This window comes from Shewanella sp. Koi 1, assembly GCF_052907445.1.
This window is the reverse complement of record NZ_JBREJM010000001.1, coordinates 2,801,376-2,827,896: the sequence shown is the minus strand read 5'-3', so window position 1 is coordinate 2,827,896 and position 26,521 is coordinate 2,801,376. Positions and strand designations below refer to the sequence as shown.

Here is a 26,521-nt window from a genome sequence, read left to right as displayed (position 1 = left end):
GTCTTTAAAACCGTCTTACAGTGCGTGATTTATCCCTGTCACGCGGTCGTACCAACTGAGGTGTTGATTAATGCTATGCTCGCAAGCCTCGAAGGAATTAGGCCTTGGCCTTGCTTTCTTCTAGGGCGAGGCGGCATTGCTGCTCGGCCGAATTCAGCTCCATCAGTACCACTTTAATGTCGTCCATTTGCTGCTGCAGTGCGGATTTTTTCTCTTCCACTAGGGCAAGCATGGTATTGAGCTGGGTGGTGCTGCTCTTGTCTGCATCGTAGAGTTCGAACAGGCGACGGGTTTCTGCGAGGGAGAACCCAAGGCGCTTGCCGCGCAGGATAAGTTTGAGTCGAACCCTGTCTTTGAGACTGTAAATGCGGGTTTGACCGCGACGTTTTGGCTTAAGTAAGCCTTGGTCTTCGTAAAAACGAATGCTTCGGGTCGTGATATCAAACTCTTTAGAGAGATCACTGATCGAATAAGTCGTTTGTGGCGTGTTAGTTGCGCTCATTCAGGCACCTTAGTTAATCATTTTTATGCAAGATATATGAAGTTTACGTAAAGGTAAAGATTGCGGCGTAGTTAGTCTGATTTTTTTGTCAATTCTTGTTGCCACTCGCTCGAGTGGTTTCAGTTCAAACTATTGATATTAATGATGTAAGTGCGAGACATAAAGGCTCTGGTGAAGCGGGGACGTGCCGCGCTGCCCTCGTCTTGCTATTGGGCAACGCAGCGCTGTGGATTGAGCAAACAACTTGTATCAAATGCCGCGATTATTAGCGCTTACTCCATAGTGTTGAGTAAACCATCATCGGCTAACACACCCTCATAGGTTGGGCGGTTTAACGCCTCAATAAGTACCGGATCGCGTTTGTATATGTCATTGTAAAACTTGATTTTCCCGTCCTTTAAGGTGACGGTCCAATACATGATTAAAATGTCTAAGGGTTCATCTAAGAACAGGTTTTCCGTTTTTCCCTCACTCAATTTGCTACTGAGCGTGTTACTTGACCAATTGGCATTGGCACTCAGCAATTTATCCGCCAGCACGAGTGGATCTTTGACTCGAATACAGCCGTGACTGAATGCTCTATCCGTTTGTTCAAACAGACTTTTAGCTGGTGTATCGTGCAGATAAATCGAGTATTGGTTAGGGAAGATAAACTTAACTAGACCCAGTGAGTTATCTTCACCCGGGTCTTGCACAAACCAGTAGGGGAAGTTTTTGCGCGTCATGCTATGCCAATCGATACCGCTTGCATCCACGGGCGTACCAGAGCCTTCGACCACTTTAAAGTGTTTCTTCTGTAAATAATCGGGATCTTTACGTAAGTGATTGATGATCTCAGTGGAGATGCTGCGGGGCACAGTCCAAGTCGGATTAACGACCACGTATTTTAGCTTGGATTTAAACAGCGGCGTTTTAGCGTTAATTTTGCCGATGATAATGTCGGTTCGCCAGCTTAAGCTGTTGTCTTTAAAGAGTAACAGCTCGTATCCTGCTAAGTTGACGATCAGGTAATTGGCGGGCAAGTTTGCCGATAACCAGCGCGCACGCTCAAGGTTAATACGGATCTGATCGACCCGTTGCGAGTAGGGCACATTGAGCGCCGCCATAGTGCCCGCACCAATCACGCCATCGGATTTGAGACTATGGTCGGTTTGGAATTGACGCACCGCGGCTTCAAGTGAGCTGTCGTACGTTAAGGGCTGGTTCACGGCGGCGCTATTGTCCGCAGGCACGCTTGCAGCTAAGTAACCTAACTCTGTTAGCCGTGTGGCAATACCTTGTACCGAGGGGGAAGTACTACCTGGTTTGATGACTTCCGTATAGGGAATGGGGCTAAAAGGATAACGCGCTGCCAACTCTTTGTACTGGGCAAGATACTGTTTAAGCTGATGATAGGGCGCAATCTTAGGCGCTAAACCTGCAATCGCATCAGCCACAGTGTGCGCTTTTATGTGTTCTTCGAGCTGCTTTAATGTGGTGTCGAAATCGAGATGGGTTTCATCATAATTCCAAGTTTTGCCGAGCATGCTGGGGTTCACTTTGCCATTCAGTAAATGAATGGCGTAGGTGATGATCCCATCGCTGAGTAGCACTTCAAATATGTTACTGCGGTATTCATCCTGCCAATTCGAGGCACTGAGCTGTTGGTAAAGTTCGACTAGCTTGGAGTAGTGATAATCTTCCTTCGACAATCCTTCATCATCGGCACTTTTTATCACATCGAGCATAGTGCCCGCGTAGTCTCTGTCTTGCCAGAGCGGCTGATATTGACGCACTTGGTAGACCCGCGACAGCAACTTGGCACTAATGACCTGAGTGTTGTCGACTTTGGCTCGCTCACCGATAGATAAGGGTTCGAGTAAAGTCTCTAGCGGTTGGGTTGATGCAAAGCTGCTCGCGCTAACGAGACTGAGGATCAGGAGTAAGGCAGGTTTGAATTGTTTGAAGCGAATCATAATGAGTATTTCTTTCCATGAAAAAAACCATTAAAGACATAAGACTATGTTGAATCATTTCGCACAGCAAGCGAGATGTACAATTATCCAACATGTTTAACAATTTTAGCGGTTATATCCCTTAGTCTAATGGGGGAATAGCGCTGGGCAGGTCATAATCCCTGAGGGAAGGAAGGGGAGAGTTTCATCTGTGGTGACATGGGTGAGTGTCATGATGGGAGGCCTTATGACAGATGTTGGACAACAATTACATCAGACATCTATTGCGAATAAACAGGCATTTTGGCAACAAGCCGCCAAGGCCTTAGACTGGGTGACGCCGAGCAAACAAATATTAGATGAAAGTGAGGCACCGTTTTATCACTGGTTCAGCGATGGCGAGTTAAACACTTGCTACAACGCGGTGGACAGGCATGTGTTGGCGGGGCGTGGTGAGCAAATTGCCATTCATTACGTGAGCCCGGTGACGGAAACCGAATACAGCATTACTTACCGTGAGTTGCAGGCCCAAGTGGCAAGGCTTGCGGGCTATTTGCAAAGTGTTGGCGTGACTAAGGGAGACCGTGTGGTTATCTACATGCCCATGGCGCCCGAGACCGCCTATGCCATGCTTGCCTGCGCGCGCATTGGCGCTATTCATTCGGTGGTCTTCGGCGGCTTTGCGGCCAATGAGCTGGCGACTCGGATCAATGATGCCAAACCAAAGTTGGTCATGTCTGCCTCCTGTGGGATTGAGCCTTCAGGCGTGGTGCCCTATAAACCCTTACTGGACAAAGCATTAAATGAAGCGGTGCACAAAGTTGAGCACTGCTTGATTTTAAATCGCCCCCAATATGAGGCGCAGATGCAAGCGGGGCGCGATAAGGACTGGCAAACCGCCTTATGTACGAGCGACAGTGCTGATTGTGTGACGGTAAAAGCCACCGATCCCCTGTATGTGCTTTATACCTCAGGGACCACGGGTCAACCCAAAGGTGTGGTGCGAGACAATGGCGGCCATGCGGTGGCATTGGCTTGGTCCATGGCCAATATTTACGATATTGCCCAAGGGGATGTGTTTTGGGCGGCATCGGATGTGGGCTGGGTTGTGGGACACTCCTATATCGTCTATGGTCCCCTGCTTGTCGGGGCGACAACCTTGTTATACGAAGGAAAACCCGTAGGTACGCCGGATCCCGGCGCCTTTTGGCGCACGATTGCTAAGTATCGAGTCAAAAGCTTTTTCACCGCGCCCACGGCGATCCGTGCCATTAAGCGTGAAGATCCCGACGGCGAATTTATCCAAGGCGTCGATTTAAGCTGCTTGAAGAATGTCTTTTTGGCAGGGGAGCGCTGCGATCCTGATACCTTGCACTGGGCCGAAGCCAAACTGCATAAACCGGTTATCGACCATTGGTGGCAAACTGAAACGGGCTGGCCAGTGGCGGCAAACCTGATGGGCGTGGCACCGATTGCCGTTAAAGCAGGATCGCCCGGCCGTCCTGTACCAGGATATGAGGTCGATGTGGTCGATGAGATGGGCGCCAAAGTGGCGGCGAATGTCTCTGGTAATGTGGTCATCAAATTGCCGCTGCCACCGGGCACACTCACTACCCTCTGGCAAAATAATAAACGCTATCAGGACAGTTACTTATCTATGTACCCGGGTTATTACCTCACTGGGGATGCGGGTTACATGGATGAAGATGGCTATCTGTATATCATGAGCCGTATCGATGACATTATTAACGTAGCCGGCCATCGACTCTCCACCGGGCGGTTTGAAGAGGTGTTGTGCCAGCATCCCGATGTGGCCGAAGCGGCCGTGATTGGCGTCGATGATAAACTCAAAGGCCAAGTGCCCCTGGGCTTAGTAGTGCTGAAAAAGGGCGTGACCATTACGGACGAGGAGCTGCATAAACAGTTAATTGCCCTCGTTCGCCAAGAAATTGGTCCCGTCGCGTCCTTTAGGTTAGTGAGTGCGATTCAAAAGCTGCCGAAAACCCGCTCGGGCAAAATCCTGCGCGGCACTATGCGTAAAATTGCCGATAATCAGCAATATACGGCGCCAGCGACCATTGAAGATCCGCTGACCCTCGATTTAGTCCGCACGACCTTAACCCGCATGGGTTATGCCGATGCTCTCGTGGGTTAATGTGACAAGGCTGTGGTGAGCGTCCTTGAATAGGGGCCGTAAAGCCAAGATAAAGCGATAGTCTGATAAGAGCAGTCCCATCAGGCTATCGCTTTTATTTTGCGGAAAGGGCTGAAGTTCAATGCTTGCTCTTAGATGTCACTATTTGTTAGTCTAGCCCGCATACTTAATCGTCGAGCTTTTACAAAGCACGATTAAGGCATTGGATCTTAAGACTTTACCTCTAGATTCAAGACATTAAACATCTCACAACGGCTTAGGGACGACCCTAAATACGCCGATATCAATTTGGGGACGACCCCGTATGGGAGTTCTCTATGAGCTGGTTTCTATTAATTCTTGCTGGGCTATTTGAAATTGGTTGGGCCATCGGGCTTAAGTACACCGACGGATTTAGCCGCCTGTGGCCGAGCGTCTTTACTGTGTTCTCCATGACGGTGAGTGTGCTGCTGTTGGGGCTGGCTGTGAAACAACTGCCGATAGGCACGGCGTATGGGGTTTGGGTCGGCATCGGTGCCATGGGCACCGCGATTGCGGGCATTATTCTCTTAGGTGAAGGGGTGAGCCTGCTGAAAATCGTCAGCTTAATCCTCATTTTGCTTGGCGTTCTCGGTTTAAAACTTGCTCATTAATCAATTCACTTCCCCAAAGAAGCGCTCGCCCCAGATGTATACGATTGGTAAAGATGTTTGATGAAATCTAGGAATATTCTCCTGAAAAAACAACGCATCTTAGACGGTAATCGAGATTGCCAATCGTATGCATCGTCTATTGTCTCTGGTAATTAAGTTACAAAGCCCGATATAATTACACCTCCAAATTGGTTATTTCTAACCTCTGTGACCCGTGGGAATTATATAATGCAAAACCACAGCAATCTTAATGACATTGGCGTGATTGGCCTTGGCGTGATGGGCAAAAACCTCGCGCTAAACATTGCCGACAATCAATATCGCGTCAGTGCCTTCGACCTCGATCCTGTTAAAGTCAACGGTGTTTTACAGCAAGAAAAACAAGAACGTGTAGGACAGGATCTGCGTATTACAGGCTGTGCTAATCTTTCAGAAATGTTAGCAAGCCTCGCTCAACCCCGTATTCTCGTGCTGTCAGTCCCTGCGGGTGCGCCTGTGGATGGGGTATGTCATGCCTTGATTTCTGCCGGTATCGAAGCGGACGACATCGTTATCGATACGGGCAACAGTCTTTGGACGGACACCGTTGAGCGCGAAAAGCGTTACCAAGGGAAATTTATCTTCTTTAGCTCGGCGGTTTCGGGCGGAGAAGTGGGTGCTCGTTTTGGCCCTTCATTAATGCCAAGTGGCGATCTTGTGGCTTGGCAGCATGTGGCGCCGATTTGGAAGGCCATTGCCGCTAAGGTTGATCCTCAAACTGGGCTGCCGATTGAGCGTTTTGAGCCGGGTAATCCCGTGACCGAAGGTGAGCCTTGCACGACCTATATTGGTCCTGCTGGCGCCGGACATTATGTGAAAATGGTGCATAACGGGATTGAATACGCCGATATGCAGCTGATTTGCGAAGCCTATCAGTTAATGCACGACGGCTTAGGCATGAGTGCAGCACAAGTGGGTGAGGTGTTTGAACGCTGGAATAAGGGCAGTTTAAACAGCTATTTGATGGGGATCAGCGCCGAGGTGCTTAAACAGGCGGATCCGCTAACGGGTCAGCCATTAGTTGAGATGATCCTCGATAAAGCAGGGCAAAAGGGCACAGGCCTTTGGACTGCGGTGAGCAGTTTGCAAATTGGTTGTCCGGCTCCCACCATTGCCGAAGCGGTTTATGCGCGCGCAGTGAGCACCCAAAAATCCCTCCGTGTTGAGCTTAGTAAAAAGCTTGCAGGTCCTGCCTCTGTGGCGATGGATGATGCTCAAAAAGCCGTCTTAATCGATGCCTTAGAGAGTGCGCTCTATTGCGCTAAAGTATGTTGCTACGCCCAGGGCTTCCAATTGATGGCGATGACGGCGCAGGAGCAAAAATGGCAGCTCGATTTTGCTGAAATCGCGAAGATTTGGCGTGCGGGTTGTATTATTCGTGCCACCTTCTTGCAATCTATCACTCAAGCTTATCAAGCGAATGCGGACTTAAGCTGTTTATTGATGGCCGACACCTTTGCAACTACCTTGTCGGAAAAACAAACCGAGTGGCGCAGTGCTGTGGCGGCGGCAGTGATGCAAGGGATCCCCGTGCCTTGTATTAGTTCGGCATTGGCCTATTACGACAGTTACCGCAGCGAAACCCTGCCAGCAAACTTGCTTCAAGGTCAAAGGGACTTTTTCGGTGCCCACACCTTTGAGCGCTTAGATAAGCCCGCTGGCGAGAAATATCATTTAGATTGGAGTGCCCCAAATCGGGTATTAATCAAACTCTAAATAAATCGTACAAAGGCCCCTAAATAGGGGCTTTTTTATTGTCTAGAATTATTTTTACAAATAACAATGTTGTATTAATGTTAATTCTTGTGCTGCTAATTTATAATATTTACTGCATTTATAGAATGGTTAATTTTTTAAATGTAACATCAGAAAAGAGTTTGAAAATTTAAAAATGTAAAAAAGTATGTGTATTTAATGATTTGCCGTACTGTAAAAAGTAGATAATTAAATCTCATACAATTTGTTGTTTTGTTTAATCTTTATGTTGCTTCGTTTAGATTTTGTTTATCCTGATTTCTTTTATTTCTTGTCGATAAAATAACCGCCAATATATAAACAGTCTGCCATACTATTTATATTTCTTTTCACAATTATTTCTTCTGTGTTAAATCTTTGCTTCCTATTTGGTGCTTGTGTTTTATCGGGAATCATAGGGAATAACTAAAATAACAGAACTTAATACGGAATAAGATTAATCACAATTATCACGCCAAATTAAGTTGCGATAAGTAATGACAAGAAGGAATGTCTACTATGCGTATGTCCATTGTTGCATTGAGCATCACGGCGGCCTTATTGGCTGGCTGTGGGAGCGATGATAAGAAGGCTCCGGCACCTGTGCCTAAAGTGAATACAGCCCCGACCACGGCGGATATGACTGTTGATGTGTCACAGTCAATTCTGTTTACTGGAAAACTGGAAGCGAGTGATGCCGAAGGTGGTTTGACTTATTCATTGGTTGACCCGGCCGATCTTAAATTGGGCACCTTTACGCTAGTGAATAAAAACACTGGCGAATTTACCTATGCATCCGATGCCAGTGAAGGCACCGAAGTGGTTCGGTTTAAAGTATCCGACGGCCAATTACAGGCTGAAGCCAATCTGACAATCAATATCAAGCATGGCGATCCACTCTTTACCTACCAATGGCATTTAAAAAACACCGGACAGAATGCCTTTGCGGCTCATCGCGGTGTTGCCGGTGAAGATATGAATGTAAGCGGGGCTATGTCTGCTCAAGCCATGGGACAGGGCATTACCGTTGCTGTGGTGGACGATGGCTTAGAGATTGCGCACCCAGATTTGATGAACAACACGGTCAATGGCGGTTCTTACAATTTGATTACTGGCACAGTGGATCCAACGCCTTTCTCGGGTGAATCGGGTCACGGTACTGCCGTTGGTGGGATTATCGCGGCCGAGGGCTGGAATGGTATCGGCGGTCGGGGTGTTGCACCTAAGGCTAAATTGATCGGCTTTAACTTTTTAGATCAAGACCCAACGGGTAAAGTCGAGAACGTTCAAACATTTGAAAACTTTGCTAAATCACATGGCGCCAGTGCCTATAGTGATAGCGCGCGAGTCTTTAACCAAAGCTATGGCTACAGTGTGCCATTCCCCCATGGTTTTGATGAGGATGAAACCGAAGTTTATCAAGATATTGCAACGCAAAGTTTCGATGGTAAAGGCAGTATTTTCGTGAAATCTGCTGGCAACGGTTATAACTACTACCGTTACCGCACCTTCTGGTTGCCAGGGGATTACTTCACTGCAACGGCGGAAAACCCTGCTAACCATGGCTTGCCTTTCCATAACTCCAACATGTCCTCTGACAATGCTAACGTTTATAACTTAGTGGTCAGCGCAATTAACGCTAAGGGTGAGCTTTCTAGCTACTCATCCGTGGGGTCGAACATTTTCGTCACCGCACCGGGTGGTGAATATGGTGATGACGATCCAGCGATTGTGACCACCGACCGTATGGGCTGTGAGAATGGTTCCGCGATTGCAGAAGATAGACCAAGCACGCCATTCCACGGTGGGTTGAACCCATTAAATCCTAACTGTGATTACACATCGACCATGAACGGCACCTCGTCTGCGGCGCCAAATACCTCGGGTGCAGTGGCGGTGATCATGAGTGCGAATCCAGATCTCTCTTGGCGTGATGTTCGCTATATTCTCGCCAAGACAGCTACCAAAGTGGATGCGGATATTGCGCCGAAAACGGTGACCATAGGTGAGGGCGAAGCCGCTCCAGTGTATACGGCTATCCCTGGCTGGTTGCAAAACGCGGCCGGGTTCTCTTTCCATAACCTCTATGGTTTTGGTCGTGTGGATCTTACCGAAGCCGTTAAACTGGCTAAATCCTATGCCGAAGATTTAGGTGACTATGTGGTCACTGAGTGGCAAGCAAGCCCCGAGCTCACTAAGGCGATTCCTGATGCGGATGTTAACGGTGTGACTGATACCCAAGTGGTTGCAGACGATTTAGTCATTGAAGCCGTGCAAATTGAGCTGACGGCCGACCATCTGCGTCTACCTGATTTAGCGGTCGAGCTGATTTCACCTTCGGGCACTAAGAGTGTGTTGATGACACCTTATAACGGTTTAGTTTACCAAGGTGTGATGGACAAAAATAACCCTGAAGATCTTGTTACTGGCTATGATGCAACACCTATGTTATCGAATGCCTTCTATGGCGAATCATCAAAGGGTGAATGGACAATCAAGCTGATTGATGTGAATAGCGGTAGCTACCGATTTGTTAAATACGATCAAGGCTATATCTCTATCCCTAACGAAGCCGATGGCAAGCTGAAAGGTTGGTCAATTCGTTTCCATGGCCATGCTGCCAAGTCTGCATCTTAAGGAGTAATCAATGAAAGCGTTAAATTTATCGTTAATGGCTGTGGCCCTTTCACTGTCGGTGCAGGCGATGGCGCATGACAAAGTCGAATTTACTGAGCCTCAAACCGAGTCTAAAGGTGTTCAGGTTAGCCGTGCCGAGTTTTTAGGTTTGGATACTCCTTACTTTGTAAAAACTGAGTCAGGGGTTAAGCAGGCTAAGCAGTTGGTCAAAGGGCAAAAAGTGGTGACCCAATCGGGTAAGGCCTTTGCCGAAATGACCGGTAAATTAGTGGTTAAGTTAAAACCTGGTGTGTCGGCTGCTGATTTTGCTAAGGCCCATGGTCTAAAAGTAGATTGGCAAAATAACAACAACTTATTGTTGCTTGCTGCCGAAGAGGGCACAGATCTGCTCGGTTTAATCCAAGCGGTTAAAGCCTCTCCTGAGGTTGAGCGTGCCAAACTTGACCGCGCACTCGCCAAGCAAGAAATCCAATAATCATCTTGTTAGGTTAACATCGAATAAAGGGCCGCAAGGCCCTTTATTATTCTGATGCCCTGCTCAATAGAAGTGATAAAGTTGAGCAAGTTGAGATAAAACCTTGGATAGTTAACTGCTTAATGGTAAATCATGTGGTTCTAGGCGGGCTTGGTGATTACAATCTGCTCTTAAGGCTTATGTTTTTACTGACGGCAGCCAATACCTTGCGGCTGAAGACAACGCAGCTCAAACACCTAACTTAAACTATTAACTCAAGCGCTTAACTTAAACACCTATATGAACTACTGGAATAGCGATAACTTTGAAGGATTAAAGGCGATAGGGACTCAGTATTCGGCCTTGAAGGGGTATGAACTTTTTGGTCAATATTGCCTGCAAAAAGAGCAAGGGCTAAAGAAGCAAGCGATTGCGACGGTAAAGCAATTCGTGTCGCACTGTAAGAGCCTGTCCTTGGCTGAGCAGAGGCACATCGCAGAGGAGCTATCCTCCTTAGGTTTTGGGCACAGTGAAACACACCAGTTACTCGCTTATCCCCTCATAGTTTTACTAAAAGGCGTGCTGACCCAATGGACGTTAGATGAGCCTAACAATCCCATCCCCTACAAATGGTTAGGCTATATTGCTGGGGATACCGATTCCTATGAAAGAGCGTTAGCGCTCGAGCCTACCGATGAAATTTGCCTCACTCAAGTCGCGTTGTCTCACTTAAACCGTGTCGATTTTCAGACCCACCATCTATCGGAATCTGTGTTGCTGGGTGATATATCACGGGCAAAAGACTCGCTAGCGTCAGCACAAGCATTAATCACGCGATTACCGACGATTGAGCGTAAATCAAGGCTGCAAAACAGGCATGATTATTACCTGTCTATGGTTAATTGCTGGGAGGAGTATTCCACGCTTGCTGGGGATGAGCCGTTTCCGGATTGGTGCGCCGCCAAAGGTGAACAGTTTGATTTTTGGTCAATTGTTTATTATCAACGCTGAGTGAATTTATTCGCGGGATAAGAATGATTAAGCGGTCTGTCGGACAAGTTAGGTCACAGTGGCCGCAGATGACAGGTTTGTCGTTAAACTTGACATAGCCGCAGTGTTTGGTAGATTGGAAATTATGCTGTTAGCACTATTCAATGGAGTGAAGCTATGCAAGAAAACCTAATCAGATCTGCTATCGCGACGGCGCAAGATGGTGTGGCACGAGCCGATGGCCAGTTAACTGTCACCGATCAGATGGTTTGTTTTTCCCCCTACAATAAAACCTTAGGACTTGGGCCATATCAACTGCAAAGAAAGGCTATCGCCAAGGTTGAATCCTGTTGGGGTAAGGGCGGCGGCATTTTACCAGTGACTTCTGATGCGATAAAAATCACCTTGGATGATGGCAGCGTGTATCAATTTATTTTGGCCAATTCCCAAGAATGGTTGAATTTGCTCCGTCATTAACTCAACAATTGCGCGGCTGCTCCATAAATGCTTATTCTGTCGACATATCTTGAGCATGTGTTACCTAGATAGATTGCTTAGACGCTTTGCTTTGCGGCTAATTGGACTAGGTTTTCCCACAGTGCCTGCGCCACAGGGCCTAAGGGCGAGTGGGGCGGGCGCATTACATAGTAATCGAGTTGGATAAGATTTTGCCTTTCCCGTAGCTCCAGTGGCAGTAAACTTCCATCCGCAAGGGCTTGTTCCACCAAATAATGTGGCAATTTTCCCCAGCCCATGCCGCTCTGAATGAGCATTCTCTTTGTATAAAAATCATTAACGTACCAACGGCGTTGCCCTGCTTGCACTCCAAATTCGATATTGGCGGTGCCGGTGCCAGTATCTTGGATCACAATTTGGTACTCGTTCACCAATTCGCGCACATGGCTCAGGGTGGGGTGCCGACTCAGTAAACGCGGCGAGGCCACATCTAACAGACTGCCTGAAAATAAGTAGGCCAGCTCAAAATGGCTGGAACGGACAGGATCAATGCCGCCCGCTGAAATCGCAATATCGGCTTCGCCTTGATTTAAGGCTTCGAGTGCGCCGGTTAAATATTCTTGTTTAAGAATGATTTGAGTGTGCGGAAATTCATTTTGTGTTCGCTCCAGCATCGGCAAGATGCGGGTAAGGTTAAAGGAGGCTTCGAAGGCCAAGGTGATACTGGCCTCGTTACCTTTAGCCAAATGCTTAGCGACTTGGCGCATCTCTTGCGCTTCATTCAGTACGCGTTGGGCGTATTGCAGCAGCTTTCGCCCCTCTTGGGTGAGCGTCAAGCGATACCCTTGGCGGTCGAACAGCACTAAATCTAACTGGGATTCCAGCTGTTTAATGCTCTGACTGATCGCCGGTTGGGTCTTATGGAGTTTGTCACTGGCGGCTTTTAGCGAGCCAGCGAGGGCGACGGTATTGAACATCAGCAGTTGTTCTAAGGTCATGACAAGACTCTTAAACAAATAAAGAATTATTTTAGGAGATGTTAGATATTATTCCATATTTATTTATTTCTTGTGGGCGCATAATTCCGCCATATGACAGTAGTGGGCTCAATGCGAGTCCACTACTTTGCGTTTAGGGTGCCGTTTAGCGAGAGTTACGCTGAACTGAGTCTAAAAGAGATGAGTAATGAGGTATTTATGTCGATAAATCAATTATGTTTAGCCAAAGGCAATGCAGATAAAACCGTGGCCGAGACTGACCCTCAAAAACTCTTTATCTGTGCCAATACCTTAAATCGTGCGGCGGTGGTGGTGACACTTGCGATGAGCATAGTGTTTTTATTCTCGGGCATGGGCAAGTTACTTAGCGTACCGTTTTTCCATGTGCCCTTTAGCGTGATGAGTTTGCCCACGGGTTTTGGCTATTTTATCGGTGTGATTGAAGTGCTGGGCGCCATTGGCATTGGCTGGCGTGAATACCGAGTCCTGTCGGCGACGGCATTACTGTCGGTGATGATGGGGGCGATTTACTACCACTTTAATTACGAAACCACCCTGAGCGCGTTACCTGCACTGTCTTTATCTGCGCTGTTGTTTTTAATCATCAAGCTCGATGAAACCGTTGATAGATTGGTGCGTTTTCAACGTCAGCTGGTGGACATGAAAGCAGCTTTTTAATCTTAGCCACAAGGCTGGCAAGGTCTGATTCACAAGTGACAACTAACGGTTTCATCAAGAGAAGTTTATTATGACGCACGCGAATTCCGCTTTAATGCCAGTGTTATTTGTTCCACATGGTGGCGGGCCATTACCGCTACTCAATGATGCAAATCATCTGGAGTTAAGGGCATTTTTATCTAAGGTTTCGGATACTATCCCGACACCCAAGGCCATTGTATTGGTGACGGCCCACTGGGAAGAGGCACAGGTGACACTGTCGAGCCATCCTCATCCAGGCATGTTGTTCGATTACTATGGTTTTCCACCTGAGGCCTATACGCTTTCGTATCCTGCGCCCGGTGAGCCACTGCTTGCCGAAACCATTGCTGGTTTGCTCAAGGCAAGTGGAATTGAGGTGCGGCTCGACAATCAGCGCGCATTCGATCACGGCACCTTTGTGCCACTTAAGTTGATGTATCCTGAGGCGAATATTCCTGTGGTGCAAATGTCCTTAGTGCAGCACCTCGACCCGAGTGCCCATATTGCTATCGGCGAGGCTCTTGCGACATTGCGCGCGCAAGGGGTGTTGATTGTGGGGTCTGGCATGTCGTTTCACAATATGCGGGCGTTTTTCTCCAGCGATCCTAAGGTGTTGCCTCGCAGCCAAGGGTTTGATACTTGGTTAACCAATGTCGTGACATCAGGCGATAGCCAGGCCAAGGCACTATTAATCGATTGGCAATCGGCGCCGGAGGCTCGTTTTAGCCACCCAAGGGAAGAGCACTTAATCCCTTTACATGTGTGTTTTGGCGCGGCGCATTTGCAGACCCCAAAAGCCACACATCAATTTAGTGGCCTGTTATTTAACACAGCAATATCGGGTTACCTCTGGTCCTAATCAGCCTCTAAAAGCAAAAGGTTCGTCATGTTGCGTATTAAACGCATCGTGACGAACCTTTTTGTATTTAAAGCCTTGTCTATTTTAACCTAGCCGCCTTGTGGGCTGGTTTTTCACTCAACTCTGGGTAATCCCGAGACCTTGATATTCCCGTTTATGCGGTAAACACCAGTCCCACACTGAATAGGGTACTGAATATCATGGTGAGTTTTGCCGTGCGTCCCAATAGTGGATTGAGCGCTTCACCCGATACGGCATAGAAATCGCTGCTGAGTTTACGGGCGATAAGCAGGGATAAGCCCGCCAGCAGTACCGGTAAGCCCGGCAATGCCCAGTAAGAATCCTGCGATCACTAAACCAAAAGGCAAGTAAATTAAGGCTTGATACAAGACTTTGGCCTGCGCCTCGCCAATCCTCACCGCGAGCGTATGTTTGCCCGCTTGGGTGTCGGTACGAATATCGCGGGTGTTGTTGACCAACATAATGGCGGCGTTAAATAAGCCAATGGCACAGCCAAGTAGCCAGGCATTCATATTGGTATCACCTGCCTGCAGATAATAACTGCCGACCACAGCCACTAAACCAAAAAACACGAAGGCGGCGACTTCACCTAGCCCGTGTGATGCCAGAGGATACGGGCCGCCGCTGTAGCCGAGGGCGCCTAAAATGGCCGCCGCCGCTAAAATCGCAATCGGCCAGCCTCCGTGCCAAATCAAATACGAGCCCACGGTTAATGCCAGCACTAAGCATAGGATCATCGCATTACGGACTTTATGGGGGGGGATCATGCCACTCTGGGTGACGCGAACCGGGCCGAGTCGTTCGGCGGTATCGATGCCGTTTTTAAAGTCAAAGTAGTCATTGGCGAGGTTGACGGCGATCTGCAATAGGATGGCGCACAACATCGAGGTGGCGGCAATTAACCAGCTAAAACGCTCAAGGTGCAGTGCCAGAATATTACCGATTAATAGGGGACCGATTGCCGCGGGTAAGGTGCGGGGCCTGATGGCTAAAATCCAAGGATTCATGATGTCCAGTCGTTATCTAAGAAAAGAATTGGGTAGTGAACAGCGTCATAGCATAACAAGAATTTGCGTTAAAGTGAGTACTATCTAATACACGCATGTAATAGAGTTTGAATTGGCGCACAGATGTTTCGCCTTCAGGGGAAAGATTTGTCGCCAAGTTCAAAGAAAATCCACTATGCCTGTGTTTTTATATCCCCTGTGATCCACTGCCAAACATCGGTTAAGCCGATGAACTTCACCCCTATTTTTGCAATAACCAGAGCTGTGAGGTGAACGGTTTAGTGTGGCGTTTAGCGTTAATGTCAATGATAAGGATACGACAGGATGCGTTTCGATAATCAAGTGGCGTTGGTAACGGGAGCAGGCTCCGGGCTAGGGAGAGCCTATGCCATTATGTTGGCTGAGCGGGGCGCCAAACTGGTATTAGTTGACCAACCTAAGGGAAGTCCATCCCAAGGCGAGGCATTGAGGGCAACTAGCTCTTCTAACTTAACTCATGCAACTAACGCAGAGCTGCAGCAAACCCATCAGGCCATTTTAAAGCTCGGGGCAGAATGCCTGTATTTTGAAGTGGATGTTAGCCAGCAGGATGACGTCAAGTCGATGGTGAATCGCCTACAGCAAGATTGGCAACGCGTGGATATTTTGATCAATAACGCCGGGGTTTACGGCGCGTGCTCCTTCGAGCATATCCAACAAGCCGACTGGCAGCGACAGTTTGATGTGGATGTGAACGGCAGTTTTTATCTTACCCAAGCCCTGTGGCCGCTGATGAAGACCCATGGTTATGGCCGAATTTTGATGACCACTGGGGTGTCGGCGTTGTTTGGCGACTTACATCAGGTTCCGTTCAGCGCCGCCAAGATGGCCCTCGTCGGTATGGTGAATAGCCTGTCCTTAGAGGGCGAGCAATATAACATCCATATCAATAGTCTGTGCCCGCAGGCGCTCACGGCCATGACCGATAAACACTTAGCCCCAGCGATCCAACCGCTATTTTCCTTTGATACGGTCACGGCGACTATGGCATTTTTAGTCAGTCGTGCCGCACCGAATGGCCAGCATCTGCTCGCGGGGGCGGGCAGTGTGAGTCATGGGATGTTTGCCGAATTTCAGTCCATCTATTTCAGTGAGGGGCTGTGTACACCCGATAAACTGATCAAATACTGGCCCGAGTTGCATTATGCCTTTCCGATTAATTTGCATACCTGCGGCGAAGATAAAGTGTTGGCTTGGTCAAAACAGAGTGCCCTTGAGCATCATATTAAGATTGAATAGTGCTTTGGGCGTGCAGAAGCCACAAGATGCAATAAGCTAACGACTCTCTACTGGTCAGCCCTAGTCTAACTGAGTTACCCTTGGGCATTAGTTGCTAATTTTCAGTAGGATCCCATGAGTCAGGTATTAGACGATCTCTTATCATTATTATCCCTCGAGCAAATTGAAATCGGGCTGTTTCGTGGTCAAAGCCAAGACTTAGGATTTGGGCATGTATTTGGTGGTCAAGTGATGGGGCAGGCCCTGAGCGCCGCTAAGCAAACTGTGCCAGCCGAGCGTAAAGTGCATTCGCTACACTCTTATTTTTTACGCGCAGGGGATGAGAAGCTCCCGATAGTCTATGAAGTGGAAAATATGCGCGATGGCGGCAGTTTCAGTGCCAGGCGCGTGAGTGCAATACAAAAGGGTCGGCCGATTTTTCATATGACCTGCTCCTTCCAAGAACCCGAGGCGGGCTTTGACCATCAGGCTCAAATGCCCGAGGTGCCGGGCCCCGAAGGGTTATTGAATCAAAACGAGCTGGCGATGACCTTAAGGGATAAAGTGCCCGCGCGTATTCTCGAAAAGTTTATGGAAGACGCGCCGATTGAGATGCGATTAGTCAATCCTTTGCATCCCTTCGCGCCTAAAGAAACCGAACCCTATCGCTATGTGTGGCTAAGGGCGAATGGGCCAATGCCAACGGATGCCCATATTCACGAGTATTTGCTGGCCTACGCCTCTGACTTTAACTTTTTAGTCACGGCGGCTCAGCCCCATGGCGTGTCGTTTTTAACGCCGGGGATCCGCATGGCAACAATCGATCATGCGATGTGGTTCCATCGCCCAATTAATATGGGAGAATGGTTGCTCTACAGTATCGACAGTCCAACCGCCAGCGGTGGACGAGGTTATGTACGAGGCCAATTTTTTAATCAGCAGGGTGAGCTTGTCGCCTCGACGACTCAAGAGGGGCTGATCCGTATGGTAAAAGGAAGTTAATATGTTGATGAAAATAAAGTTGTTTATGTCATTTTTACTGGTGACATTTGCCTTAAGTGGCTGCGTGACGGTTCAACCCGATCCTCCGGTGGTGGTTAATGGGGCGGCGGGCTATTTGGAAAAAATTCTCCTGCCCCAAGGCAGTGAAATTACCATTGCGATTATCGATTTAAACACACCCGGCGTCATCATTGCCCAAAAGAGCTTTAATATCGCTAGGGCGCCTGTGCCGTTTAAGTTCTTATTACCGGCGAAATCTATCGATAAACGCATTAATTACGGCGTGGTGGCCATGATCAAGTATCAGGATAAGGTGATTTTTCAAACCTATGACCGCTTCCCTGTGATTAACAACGATAAATACACCACGGAAGTATTGATGAAAGCGGTTCGCACAGAGCAGTAGGCTGAATGTTTTAAAGCCTATTGGCAGGATACGTGATTGCATTTTATCGAAAAGGGGAGTTAATCCCCTTTTTTATTGCTTGTTTTTCACCCAGCTATTTTTTCAGTTCTGTTATCCGGCGGTCTTACAATTATTGGGTGGCCATACTGCGTATTTCGTACAGAGTATTACGTACATTGCGTTTCGTATGACTGTGACTTAGATAAATAAGTACGACATTCGTTAAATAATATGCCGGTTATTTGTCCAATAAATTATCTAACTCATCACAGCCTTAATTGTGAGAAATTATGTCTGCTTGAAATTATTTCATTTAAATCTAATCCGTTTTCATCTTTATTTATCAGTTTGCCATACTGTTAATTGCCAATTAAGAACAGGATTTATTAATGAGTGATAATGAATTTTTATTTGGTTTTTAAGCGCTTGCTAACATTCCCTTTCGCAGTATAAACCATCTGGTATTCCGTTAACCTGCAAACGATGAATGCTTATTGAGTACGTCATTCTTATTAATTGATTTTATGGGTAATTATTCGGTTAATAAGGTGTTTCAATATGTATCGTTGCGTGTTAAAACGCTGCGGTAAAGTTCTATCAGTTACAGTCATTTAATGATGTTGCTGTACTGAATAAATATTAAAAATGGAACTTTCGGCAGTAATTTTAATATAGCGAAGGAAGCGAACATGAAAACAAAAATTGCACTAGCGGTGTCTATGGCATTGCTGTCGGCTGCGGCAAATGCGCAAACCGTATTATCGCCAACTGGTGAAACGTTACAGTTAGATATTCCAGCGGAATTATCAAATGATTCGACCCGAGGTCAATTAACTGCGGTTAACAACCAAGATGTAAAATTTATTCCTGAGCCAGATTTAGCCGAGGGAGAATATACCTATATCGTGAGATTACGTGACAGCGCGGTCGCGAATTATCAAGGTGATATTCCAGGCTTTAAGGCCACCAGCCCACAACATGTACAGTCGACCTCGCAGGCAAAAAGCACAGGTAAGACAGGTAATGTCAAACTTAATGCCGCCGCACCTGAAGTCAAAAATTACGTCAGTTTCCTCAAGGTCAAGCAAGAGCGCTTTTTAACAAGTGCCAGCGCGGCCATTGGTAGCCGTCTTGAGCCGCTGACCACTTACCAATACGCCATCAACGGTGTTGCCGTTCGTATGACTCAGGCGCAAGCCATCAAACTGGCCGAATTACCTGAAGTGGTTTATATCGAGCGCGAGAAAGTCGAACAGCTTGAAACCGATGTGAGTCAGGCATTGATCGGCTCCCCAAAGGTGTGGGACGGTAGTGCAACCGGCACTAAAGCTATGGGTGAAGGCGTGATTGTGGCGATTATCGACTCAGGGATTAACTCTGATCACGCTTCTTTCGCCGATGTGGGTGAAGATGGTTACGATCATACCAACCCCTTAGGCCAAGGGATTTATGTTGGCGACTGTAAAACCGATTTTGCCAGCATGTGTAACGACAAGCTGATTGGTGTGCGTAGCTACCCTGAAATCACCGATGTCTATGATGATGAAAAGGTTTTCGGCGCGACGCCGCCCGCTAAAAACGGCGAAGATTACGGTGGTCATGGCTCCCACGTTGCCAGCACCGCGGCAGGCAACATTCTGCTCAATGTACCTTATGTTGAGGGAGAAGTAGGTAAACTCGAAGGTTCGGGGATCCCGACTGGCTTAACGTTTGCGCAAATGTCCGGCGTGGCTCCCCACGCAAACATTATTGCCTATCAAGTCTGTAAGCCTGGCGATCAAGAAGATACTTACAATGGCTGTTCAACGGCACCGATTTTAAAAGCGATTGATGATGCGATTAAAGATGGCGTAGACGTGATCAACTTCTCCATCAGTGGCGGCGGCAATCCATGGAACAGCGCGACAGAGCAGGGCTTCTTAGCGGCGCGTAATGCGGGTATTTTTGCTGCGGTTGCGGCAGGTAACACCCGGGCAAATATCGCGCAGGTACCTTATTCATCGTCTAAAAACGCACCTTGGTATACCTCGGTAGCTAACTCGACTCACAATCGTGAAGTGGTACGTGAGCTGGAATTTAATGGCAAGACCTTTGAATTCACCCCAGGCTCTGGCCCTGTGCAAACCGACGTTGTGAAAGGACTGCCCGTATTTGCAGGCGCAGTTGATGCGACCAATGTGGAAGGCTGTAAAGTATTCCCTGCCGATGCCTTTAAAGACAAAATTGCCGTTATCAAACGCGGTTCATGTGATTTCGCCACTAAAGTATCGAGTGCATTAACGGCGGGCGCTAAAGCGGTTATCGTGTACAACCGTGATGGTGAAGGCAATGCGCGTTTAACCATGTCGGCATTGGAGAAGTTAAATGTCCCTGCGGTATTTATTGGAAATACCGATGGCGTAGCCTTACTCGAGGCCATGGCCGCCAATCCAGCCGTTGAGTTAACCTTAACCCCGACACCGCAAGCGATTAGCCGTGAGGCCGATGTGTTATCTGCCAGTTCACTGATTGGCCCAAATGCGACCAATGATGTGATTGTGCCTTCGGTGGCCGCTCCGGGTACGGACATTTACGCTGCTTATGCAGATCAACAATTTGGCCATGATAAATCGGGCACAAATCCTGCCGACTTTACCTTGATGTCGGGCACTTCAATGGCAAGCCCCCATGTTGCGGGTGCTGGCGCGCTGTTAAAGTCACTGCACAAGGATTGGACACCGGACAATATCCGCTCCGCATTAATGCTGACCGCTACGACTGCGCAGGCGATGAAAAAAGCCGATGCTAAAACCGTTGCCGATCCGTTCGACGTGGGTGCTGGCCGTATACGTGTGGATTTAGCGGCTAAAACGGGTTTAGTGATGGACGAAAGTGCCCTGAACTATGAAATAGCCAACCCAGTCGTGAACGGTGACCCACGTAAGTTAAACGTGCCCAGCATGGCCGATTCTCGCTGCGTGAATACCTGTACTTGGACCCGTACCGTAACGGCAACTCAAGATGGTAGTTGGACGGCGAAGGGCCAAGCGGCGACCGATAAGTTAGCATTAACCGTGTCACCTGAAAGCTTTACCCTGAAAAAAGGCGCGAGCCAAACCATTACCGTGACCGCCGATGTGACACAAGTGGGCGCAGATTGGGGCTTTGGCAACTTAGTGCTCGAGTCTGCAAGCTTCCCAACGGCGACTATGCCGATTGCGGCTAAGATTGGTAAGCGTAACCTGCCCAATTTAGTGAACATTGAAGCGACCCGTAATGCGGATGAAATCAATCTTGAAGGCTTAAAGGCGGTGGATTTTGCCAGCGTGGGCGCCGAAGTGACGGGCCTAAAGCTGAGCCAAACCATTGAGTCAAGTGTGAAGCAAGACTCGAACAATGCCTCATACACTGATGATCTCGCCGATGGCGTCAAAGTGTTTAAGTTTGACGTGAATGAGAATGCACTGTTCTTCCGTACCTCCATTAGCTACACCACATCGCCAGATCTCGATATGTATGTACTGCTCGATAAAAACGATGGCAGCAAACTTGTGCGAGTGGGTTCATCGGCTAAAGACGGTTCAGAGGAAAGTGTCTTACTCAATAATCCGGTGAAGGGCAGTTACTATGTGATTGTGCAAAACTACAGCGCCTCATCCGCGACGGCCGATGACGTGTTTGGTTTGAAACAATTGACCTTCTACAACAATGAAACCGCAGCAGATAACCTAACGGCGACACTTTCTGGCGATACTAAGGACTTCGACGTCAAGCTGGCGTGGAAGGACGCGCTCAAAGTGGGTGACGATGGGTTAGCCATGCTGACCCTCACCACGGGTGATGACAAAGTGGCCCCAGTGAAGTTACCCGTTATCTTTGAACGTGTTGGTGATGATGTGCTATCGCCTCTGGGCAATGCGCTAAGTGGTCAGTTGACACCGGGCGTGGCTAAGGTGATGAAAACCCGCATCGAAGCCAACAGAACCCAAGAAACGCGTGTATATAACTTAGAAGCTATGCTGCCTGAAGGCCATGAAGTGGCTAACATCAGCCATGACGGTAAGCAAGATGGTAATAAGATCACTTGGACGGTCGAGATGCCATCGGGCGCTGACGCGAAAGACATCAGCTTTGAGCTGGTTCCACGTAAGGCGAGTGTCGATAATCAGCTAAGCCTGACAAACAAGGTCAACAATGCCTCGTCAGAAACCCTGACTCAAAGTTACCAGTTTGATGTGTCTGAAGTGGCGCCAGTTGCTAAGGTTGAAGCGCCAACCACAGTCCAAGAAGGTAAGCCGCTGTTTATCGATGCGAGCAAATCATCGGATGCGAACAACGATCCGCTGACCTACAAGTGGACTCAGTTAGGTGGCACCAGTTTTAATTTTGACCCCGCAGCGGCCAAATTAAACTTAGTGGCGCCAAGTGTGAATGGTGCGGCACAAACCGTGTCATTCCAACTGACGGTATCCGATAACCACGGCAACAGCGATTCGAGCTTAGTGTCGGTATCGATTACCGATACTCCGCCGAAGAAGGATGACGGTGGTGCTTTAGGCTGGTTAAGTTTATTACTGCTGCCATTTGCCTTTGGTCGCCGTAAACAGCGCTAATTTGCTATGAGTTGAATGCTTTCACCTAAGCGTTAGGTGACGCATTAAAAGGGCCGAGCAGTCGGCCCTTTTTATTGCTTTGTGTTAACGGTTTTTCATTAAAAATTCCACAAAGGCGCGGTCGGCTTGGCTGACGGGGCGCTGTTTTTTCCACGCGATATGCAGATTTAAAAACACCGGTGGGTCAAAGGGTTTGGCGAGAATGTCGTCTTTTGGGCTGATGGCCATTTCGAGCACGCTAGTGATCCCAAATCCCTGGGAGACAATCTGTTTAATTAAGTTAATCAGGTTAGTCTCAAAGGCAATATTGGGCTTTTTACCCAATTCTTTGGCCTGGGAGAGGATCCATTCCCGGTGGAAATAGCCAGTTTTAAACATCACTAATTCATGGTCAAAGAAGTCGTTGAGGCTGACGGCAGGATGATCGGCGAGCGGGTGCTCGGCGCCCATGGCGATCACCATCTGCTCACGGATCAACAATTGGCTATCGAAGTCACTCTGTAAATCTTGGGCGGTAATGATGGCGATATCCACTTCTTCCTGCTGTAACATCCGAAGCGCGTCACGGGTACCGCCTTCAAACAGTGACAGCTTTAGCTCGGGATATTGATGGCGAAAGGCCATAAGTCGAGAGGGCAGATAGAAGGAGCCCAGCATGCCTGGCACCGCTATCCGCACTTCCCCTGAGGTGAGATTCGCCATAGCGCGGATTTGCGCTTCGGCCTGTTTGATTTGTTTTAGGATTAAAGTGGCATGTTGATGCAGCACTAATCCTTCGGCGGTGAGCGCGAGGTGCTTGTCATTCTTATTGCTAGTGCGATTAATCAGTGTCACCCCAAGCGACAGCTCGAGCCGTTTAATGCTTTGGCTTAGGGCTGGTTGCGCCATATTGAGCTTCTTGGCCGCGGCGGTAAAACTGCCGGTATTGGCCAGTGCATCTAAATGTTTAAGTTGGCGTATATCCATGATGATTCGTCTTTTATGCTGGATTGTACTTATGCTCGAGGGCACTTATACACGATTACACAGTGCTTTAAGGGTTAACAATGCGCTACAACCCAGTACTGTCGTATATCGCATGGCTTGGCCGATAACAGGGTGTATCGCAACTGTTGGCTATAACAAAAATCAATAATTTCAATATAAATTATCTATTATTGTTATGTTATGCCCAGTGCTAATCTTTGTCTATCCTGAGAGTGATGCGTTATCGAGGCCAAAAGTGCAAGCCGTGTTAGACACTATTATCGACAGTAAACAACGTGATACCCGACTGATGTGGGCCCTGTGTGTGGCTTCCGTGGTGGTGTATATCAATCTGTATTTGATGCAGGGCATGTTACCGCTTATCGCCGAGCATTTTGCGGTATCGGGATCACAGGCAACGCTTATCCTCTCGGTCACCAGCTTTTCGCTGGCGTTTTCCCTATTAATTTATGCGGTCGTGTCCGACAGAATTGGCCGCCATACGCCGATTGTGGTGAGTCTCTGGCTACTGGTTCTGTCGAATCTGCTGTTGATTTGGGCAGGGGATTTTAATGCACTTGTCTACGTACGTTTTTTACAGGGCGTGCTGTTAGCGGCGGTGCCCGCTATTGCCATGGCCTATTTTAAGGAGCAACTCTCGCCAAGCACTATTCTCAAAGCCGCGGGCATTTACATCATGGCCAACAGTATCGGTGGGATTGTCGGCCGGTTACTGGGCGGGGTGATGTCACAGTTTTTATCTTGGCAAGAGTCCATGTGGCTGCTGTTTTTAGTCACGCTTGCGGGCGTTGCCTTAACCAGTTATTTATTGCCTTCTGGCGCCGATGCCCAGGCGGTCTCGGGCGGACAAACTACCTCGCCAACACTCTCAAAACGGGCACGTTTATTACAGGATGTTTATGGTTTTAGCCATCACCTAACCGATCCGCAAATGCGTTTAGCCTATGCCATAGGTGGGATCACTTTTATGATGATGGTGAATCAATTTAGCTTTATTCAATTGCATTTGATGGCCGCGCCCTACGAGTGGAGTCGTTTCCAAGCTACCTTGATCTCCTGTGTTATTCAAGTGGTACCGTGGCCTCTTATTTTACTGCCAAGTGGCTGGCAAAATTTGGTCAGCACAAGTTATATCAATGGTCTTGGTGCTTAATGTTACTGGGCAGTTTATTGACTCTGTTTGATACCACATTGACCATTTGCATGGGCTTTTTGATGACAGCTTGTGGCTTCTTCTTAACCCACAGTTGCTGCAACTCCTTTGTGGCGATGCGCGCAAGCCGCGACCGCGCTAAGGCGACTTCGCTGTATCTGTGTTGCTATTACTTGGGCGCGGCGTTGGGTGGGCCTTACCTGATGCTGTTTTGGCATAAAGCCGAGTGGCAGGGGGTAGTGATGGGGTCGTTAACACTGCTTGCGTTAATCGCATTGTCAATTACGCGTTTGCGTTATCACCAAACGAAGATGAGCCCAATTACGGTATAAGCTGCTATTAGTGCTTGACCTAAATACCCATAGATGACTATAAAAGCAAAGGCCAACAATTCTCTGTTGGCCTTTGCTTTTGCAATGACTAAGGTAAAACAACCCCATGACCCAAGCTAAATTCGTTGAAGGTTCGATTCTTCGCCATATTCTCGTGATGAGTTCTACCGCCGCCGTGGGGATTTCTGCCTTATTTGTGGTCGATTTGCTCGATATTTTCTTCTTGAGTTTGCTTGGCGAACATGAACTGGCCGCAGCGGTGGGTTATGCGGGCAGCATTTCGTTTTTTACCACTTCTATTGGTATCGGCCTCTCGATTGCGCTCGGCGCGTTAGTTTCGCGCTCGATTGGTGCAAAGGATGTGGAACTGGCCAAACGCCTATTGCTCAATAGTGCGGCGGTGACCACCTTAATCAGCCTCTTCGTGAGTGTGTTGGTGACCTGCTTTATCCCTGAATTAGTGACTTTGGTAGGGGCGAGCGGGCATACCGCGGAACTGGCTGAGAGTTATCTGTACATTTTGGTGCCTTCTTTACCTTTTATTTGCCTTGCGATGGCCCTTGGCGGTGCGCTGCGTGCTGTTGGGGATGCTAAGCTGTCGATGATGTCGACCTTAGCGGGTGGCGGCGTTAATGCGGTACTGGATCCGATTTTTATTTTTCTGTTTGCCATGGGGATTGAAGGCGCGGCACTAGCGTCGGTGCTTGCCCGTATTGCGGTTTTTATCATTGCCGGGCGTGGTGTAGTGGTAAAACATCAACTGCTGGGTAAATTTAACTTCAACTATTTTGTTGCCGATCTCAAACCGATTTTCGCCATCGCTGGGCCTGCCATGCTGACGAATATCGCTACGCCCATTGGTAACGCCTTTGTGACCCGCGCGATTGCCGATTTCGGTGATGCCTATGTGGCCGGTTGGGCGGTGCTTGGCAGGTTAGTCCCGGTCACCTTTGGGATGATTTTTGCGTTATCCGGCGCCATTGGGCCGATTGTTGGGCAAAACTTTGGGGCGGGCCGATTCGACCGGGTGCGCGAGAGTTTAACCAAGGCGATTCAATTTTGTACCTTGTATGTGGTGGTGATGTCGCTATTGCTGTTTTTGCTCAAATCGCAGGTGGTGAGCCTGTTCGATATGAAAGGCGATAGCGCGGCGCTTATCGAGTTTTTCTGTAGCTATATCGCGGTGTTTTTTACCTTCTCTGGCATTTTATTTGTGGCCAATGCTTCGTTTAACAATCTGGGCAAAGCGAAATACTCTACCCTGTTTAACGTGGGTAAAGCGACCTTAGGCACAGTGCCATTTGTCTATTTTGGTGCGCAGTGGGGCGGAGTATACGGTGTGTTAATTGGCCAAGTATTAGGCTCAATTCTCTTTGGGCTTATCGGCGTGTGGGTAGCTTATCGCTTAGTTGACAAAGTTGCCCTAGCTAGTCGCGCAAACGCAGCTCAGCCGATGGGAAGTGATAGCGATGAGGCGCAGAATAAGTGCAAGCAACTACTTGCGGGTGAGGAGGAAGAAATTGCCAATTGTGTTGGCCAAAATTTGCCTTCATCCACCAGTCCTTTTTCCTCCTCCCATGTGCAAATGGGCCAATTGACCGAAGAGCAGGAATGTGAGGCTGCCGCGACCGTGGTGGAAATGGATAAACCCAAAACCAATACACCTTAAGGGGGA

General features: G+C 48.2%; 18 protein-coding genes and 2 pseudogenes. 15 read left to right on the top strand and 5 right to left on the bottom strand.

Features of this window, described 5'->3' with window-relative positions; translation table 11 throughout:
- Positions 1 to 97: 97 nt before the first annotated feature.
- Together ACUZ8J_RS12330 and ACUZ8J_RS12325 are read right to left on the bottom strand one after the other, a co-directional pair.
- A complete protein-coding gene (locus ACUZ8J_RS12330; protein WP_011623082.1) occupies positions 98 to 502 on the bottom strand; it encodes a MerR family transcriptional regulator in 405 nt (134 codons plus the stop codon).
- Between the two features lie 272 nt (positions 503 to 774).
- A complete protein-coding gene (locus tag ACUZ8J_RS12325) occupies positions 775 to 2,457 on the bottom strand; it encodes a L,D-transpeptidase family protein (protein ID WP_446693973.1) in 1,683 nt (560 codons plus the stop codon).
- Positions 2,458 to 2,683: 226 nt separating this feature from the next.
- Here ACUZ8J_RS12325 and ACUZ8J_RS12320 point away from each other — a divergent pair, with 226 nt between their 5' ends.
- The 7 genes from ACUZ8J_RS12320 (at position 2,684) to ACUZ8J_RS12290 (ending at position 11,554) form a co-directional block, all read left to right on the top strand.
- Positions 2,684 to 4,591, top strand: coding sequence for a propionyl-CoA synthetase (locus tag ACUZ8J_RS12320; protein WP_446693972.1), 1,908 nt, complete (start codon positions 2,684 to 2,686; stop codon positions 4,589 to 4,591).
- Positions 4,592 to 4,908: 317 nt separating this feature from the next.
- Positions 4,909 to 5,223 carry a quaternary ammonium compound efflux SMR transporter SugE gene (gene sugE / locus ACUZ8J_RS12315; protein WP_011625939.1) on the top strand — a complete coding sequence of 105 codons (315 nt, stop codon included), beginning with the start codon at positions 4,909 to 4,911 and terminating at the stop codon, positions 5,221 to 5,223.
- A 228-nt stretch (positions 5,224 to 5,451) separates the two neighbouring features.
- Positions 5,452 to 6,978 (top strand): NADP-dependent phosphogluconate dehydrogenase, encoded by a 1,527-nt coding sequence (gene gndA / locus ACUZ8J_RS12310; RefSeq protein ID WP_446693971.1) that lies wholly within the window; start codon positions 5,452 to 5,454, stop codon positions 6,976 to 6,978.
- Positions 6,979 to 7,515: 537 nt separating this feature from the next.
- Positions 7,516 to 9,633 carry a S8 family serine peptidase gene (locus ACUZ8J_RS12305; RefSeq protein ID WP_446693970.1) on the top strand — a complete coding sequence of 706 codons (2,118 nt, stop codon included), beginning with the start codon at positions 7,516 to 7,518 and terminating at the stop codon, positions 9,631 to 9,633.
- A 10-nt stretch (positions 9,634 to 9,643) separates the two neighbouring features.
- On the top strand, positions 9,644 to 10,108 hold the full coding sequence (locus tag ACUZ8J_RS12300; RefSeq protein ID WP_446693969.1) for a hypothetical protein: 465 nt from the start codon (positions 9,644 to 9,646) through the stop codon (positions 10,106 to 10,108).
- A gap of 279 nt (positions 10,109 to 10,387) precedes the next feature.
- On the top strand, positions 10,388 to 11,098 hold the full coding sequence (locus ACUZ8J_RS12295) for a hypothetical protein (protein WP_446693968.1): 711 nt from the start codon (positions 10,388 to 10,390) through the stop codon (positions 11,096 to 11,098).
- A 156-nt stretch (positions 11,099 to 11,254) separates the two neighbouring features.
- A complete protein-coding gene (locus ACUZ8J_RS12290; protein WP_167373632.1) occupies positions 11,255 to 11,554 on the top strand; it encodes a hypothetical protein in 300 nt (99 codons plus the stop codon).
- Positions 11,555 to 11,631: 77 nt separating this feature from the next.
- Here the strand turns inward: ACUZ8J_RS12290 and ACUZ8J_RS12285 are convergent, their stop codons facing one another.
- A complete protein-coding gene (locus ACUZ8J_RS12285) occupies positions 11,632 to 12,531 on the bottom strand; it encodes a LysR family transcriptional regulator (protein WP_089068015.1) in 900 nt (299 codons plus the stop codon).
- Positions 12,532 to 12,729: 198 nt separating this feature from the next.
- Between ACUZ8J_RS12285 and ACUZ8J_RS12280 the strand changes: the two genes are divergently transcribed.
- The gene (locus ACUZ8J_RS12280; RefSeq protein ID WP_446693967.1) at positions 12,730 to 13,209 is read left to right on the top strand and encodes a DoxX family protein; all 480 of its coding nucleotides are present in this window, start codon (positions 12,730 to 12,732) and stop codon (positions 13,207 to 13,209) included.
- A 70-nt stretch (positions 13,210 to 13,279) separates the two neighbouring features.
- Complete coding sequence (locus tag ACUZ8J_RS12275) at positions 13,280 to 14,089, top strand: DODA-type extradiol aromatic ring-opening family dioxygenase (protein WP_446693966.1); 810 nt, start codon at positions 13,280 to 13,282, stop codon at positions 14,087 to 14,089.
- Between the two features lie 154 nt (positions 14,090 to 14,243).
- Here the strand turns inward: ACUZ8J_RS12275 and ACUZ8J_RS12270 are convergent.
- Positions 14,244 to 15,117: pseudogene (locus ACUZ8J_RS12270) on the bottom strand (1,4-dihydroxy-2-naphthoate polyprenyltransferase).
- Between the two features lie 324 nt (positions 15,118 to 15,441).
- Here ACUZ8J_RS12270 and ACUZ8J_RS12265 point away from each other — a divergent pair.
- From ACUZ8J_RS12265 to ACUZ8J_RS12250, 4 genes are all read left to right on the top strand, one after another.
- Positions 15,442 to 16,395 (top strand): SDR family NAD(P)-dependent oxidoreductase, encoded by a 954-nt coding sequence (locus ACUZ8J_RS12265; RefSeq protein ID WP_446693965.1) that lies wholly within the window; start codon positions 15,442 to 15,444, stop codon positions 16,393 to 16,395.
- A gap of 114 nt (positions 16,396 to 16,509) precedes the next feature.
- The gene (tesB, locus tag ACUZ8J_RS12260; protein ID WP_011622398.1) at positions 16,510 to 17,376 is read left to right on the top strand and encodes an acyl-CoA thioesterase II; all 867 of its coding nucleotides are present in this window, start codon (positions 16,510 to 16,512) and stop codon (positions 17,374 to 17,376) included.
- Position 17,377: 1 nt separating this feature from the next.
- Entirely contained in the window at positions 17,378 to 17,782 is a 405-nt protein-coding gene (locus ACUZ8J_RS12255) for a YbaY family lipoprotein (RefSeq protein WP_011716717.1), read from the top strand.
- A 689-nt stretch (positions 17,783 to 18,471) separates the two neighbouring features.
- Complete coding sequence (locus tag ACUZ8J_RS12250) at positions 18,472 to 22,374, top strand: S8 family serine peptidase (RefSeq protein WP_446693964.1); 3,903 nt, start codon at positions 18,472 to 18,474, stop codon at positions 22,372 to 22,374.
- Between the two features lie 84 nt (positions 22,375 to 22,458).
- On the opposite strand, the gene ACUZ8J_RS12245 is transcribed toward ACUZ8J_RS12250, so the two are convergent.
- The gene (locus ACUZ8J_RS12245; RefSeq protein ID WP_446693963.1) at positions 22,459 to 23,340 is read right to left on the bottom strand and encodes a LysR family transcriptional regulator; all 882 of its coding nucleotides are present in this window, start codon (positions 23,338 to 23,340) and stop codon (positions 22,459 to 22,461) included.
- Between the two features lie 256 nt (positions 23,341 to 23,596).
- Here ACUZ8J_RS12245 and ACUZ8J_RS12240 point away from each other — a divergent pair.
- Positions 23,597 to 24,846 (top strand): annotated as a pseudogene (locus ACUZ8J_RS12240) (MFS transporter).
- A 106-nt stretch (positions 24,847 to 24,952) separates the two neighbouring features.
- Positions 24,953 to 26,515 carry an MATE family efflux transporter gene (locus tag ACUZ8J_RS12235; RefSeq protein ID WP_446693962.1) on the top strand — a complete coding sequence of 521 codons (1,563 nt, stop codon included), beginning with the start codon at positions 24,953 to 24,955 and terminating at the stop codon, positions 26,513 to 26,515.
- Positions 26,516 to 26,521: the final 6 nt, after the last annotated feature.

Excerpts from the sequence above, each read along its gene's own strand:
- ACUZ8J_RS12330 (WP_011623082.1), bottom strand. The coding sequence starts at position 502 with ATGAGCGCAACTAACACGCCACAAACGACTTATTCGATCAGTGATCTC.
- ACUZ8J_RS12325 (WP_446693973.1), bottom strand. The coding sequence starts at position 2,457 with ATGATTCGCTTCAAACAATTCAAACCTGCCTTACTCCTGATCCTCAGT.
- ACUZ8J_RS12320 (WP_446693972.1), top strand. The coding sequence starts at position 2,684 with ATGACAGATGTTGGACAACAATTACATCAGACATCTATTGCGAATAAA.
- sugE (WP_011625939.1), top strand. The coding sequence starts at position 4,909 with ATGAGCTGGTTTCTATTAATTCTTGCTGGGCTATTTGAAATTGGTTGG.
- gndA (WP_446693971.1), top strand. The coding sequence starts at position 5,452 with ATGCAAAACCACAGCAATCTTAATGACATTGGCGTGATTGGCCTTGGC.
- ACUZ8J_RS12305 (WP_446693970.1), top strand. The coding sequence starts at position 7,516 with ATGCGTATGTCCATTGTTGCATTGAGCATCACGGCGGCCTTATTGGCT.
- ACUZ8J_RS12300 (WP_446693969.1), top strand. The coding sequence starts at position 9,644 with ATGAAAGCGTTAAATTTATCGTTAATGGCTGTGGCCCTTTCACTGTCG.
- ACUZ8J_RS12295 (WP_446693968.1), top strand. The coding sequence starts at position 10,388 with ATGAACTACTGGAATAGCGATAACTTTGAAGGATTAAAGGCGATAGGG.
- ACUZ8J_RS12290 (WP_167373632.1), top strand. The coding sequence starts at position 11,255 with ATGCAAGAAAACCTAATCAGATCTGCTATCGCGACGGCGCAAGATGGT.
- ACUZ8J_RS12285 (WP_089068015.1), bottom strand. The coding sequence starts at position 12,531 with ATGACCTTAGAACAACTGCTGATGTTCAATACCGTCGCCCTCGCTGGC.
- ACUZ8J_RS12280 (WP_446693967.1), top strand. The coding sequence starts at position 12,730 with ATGTCGATAAATCAATTATGTTTAGCCAAAGGCAATGCAGATAAAACC.
- ACUZ8J_RS12275 (WP_446693966.1), top strand. The coding sequence starts at position 13,280 with ATGACGCACGCGAATTCCGCTTTAATGCCAGTGTTATTTGTTCCACAT.
- ACUZ8J_RS12265 (WP_446693965.1), top strand. The coding sequence starts at position 15,442 with ATGCGTTTCGATAATCAAGTGGCGTTGGTAACGGGAGCAGGCTCCGGG.
- tesB (WP_011622398.1), top strand. The coding sequence starts at position 16,510 with ATGAGTCAGGTATTAGACGATCTCTTATCATTATTATCCCTCGAGCAA.
- ACUZ8J_RS12255 (WP_011716717.1), top strand. The coding sequence starts at position 17,378 with ATGTTGATGAAAATAAAGTTGTTTATGTCATTTTTACTGGTGACATTT.
- ACUZ8J_RS12250 (WP_446693964.1), top strand. The coding sequence starts at position 18,472 with ATGAAAACAAAAATTGCACTAGCGGTGTCTATGGCATTGCTGTCGGCT.
- ACUZ8J_RS12245 (WP_446693963.1), bottom strand. The coding sequence starts at position 23,340 with ATGGATATACGCCAACTTAAACATTTAGATGCACTGGCCAATACCGGC.
- ACUZ8J_RS12235 (WP_446693962.1), top strand. The coding sequence starts at position 24,953 with ATGACCCAAGCTAAATTCGTTGAAGGTTCGATTCTTCGCCATATTCTC.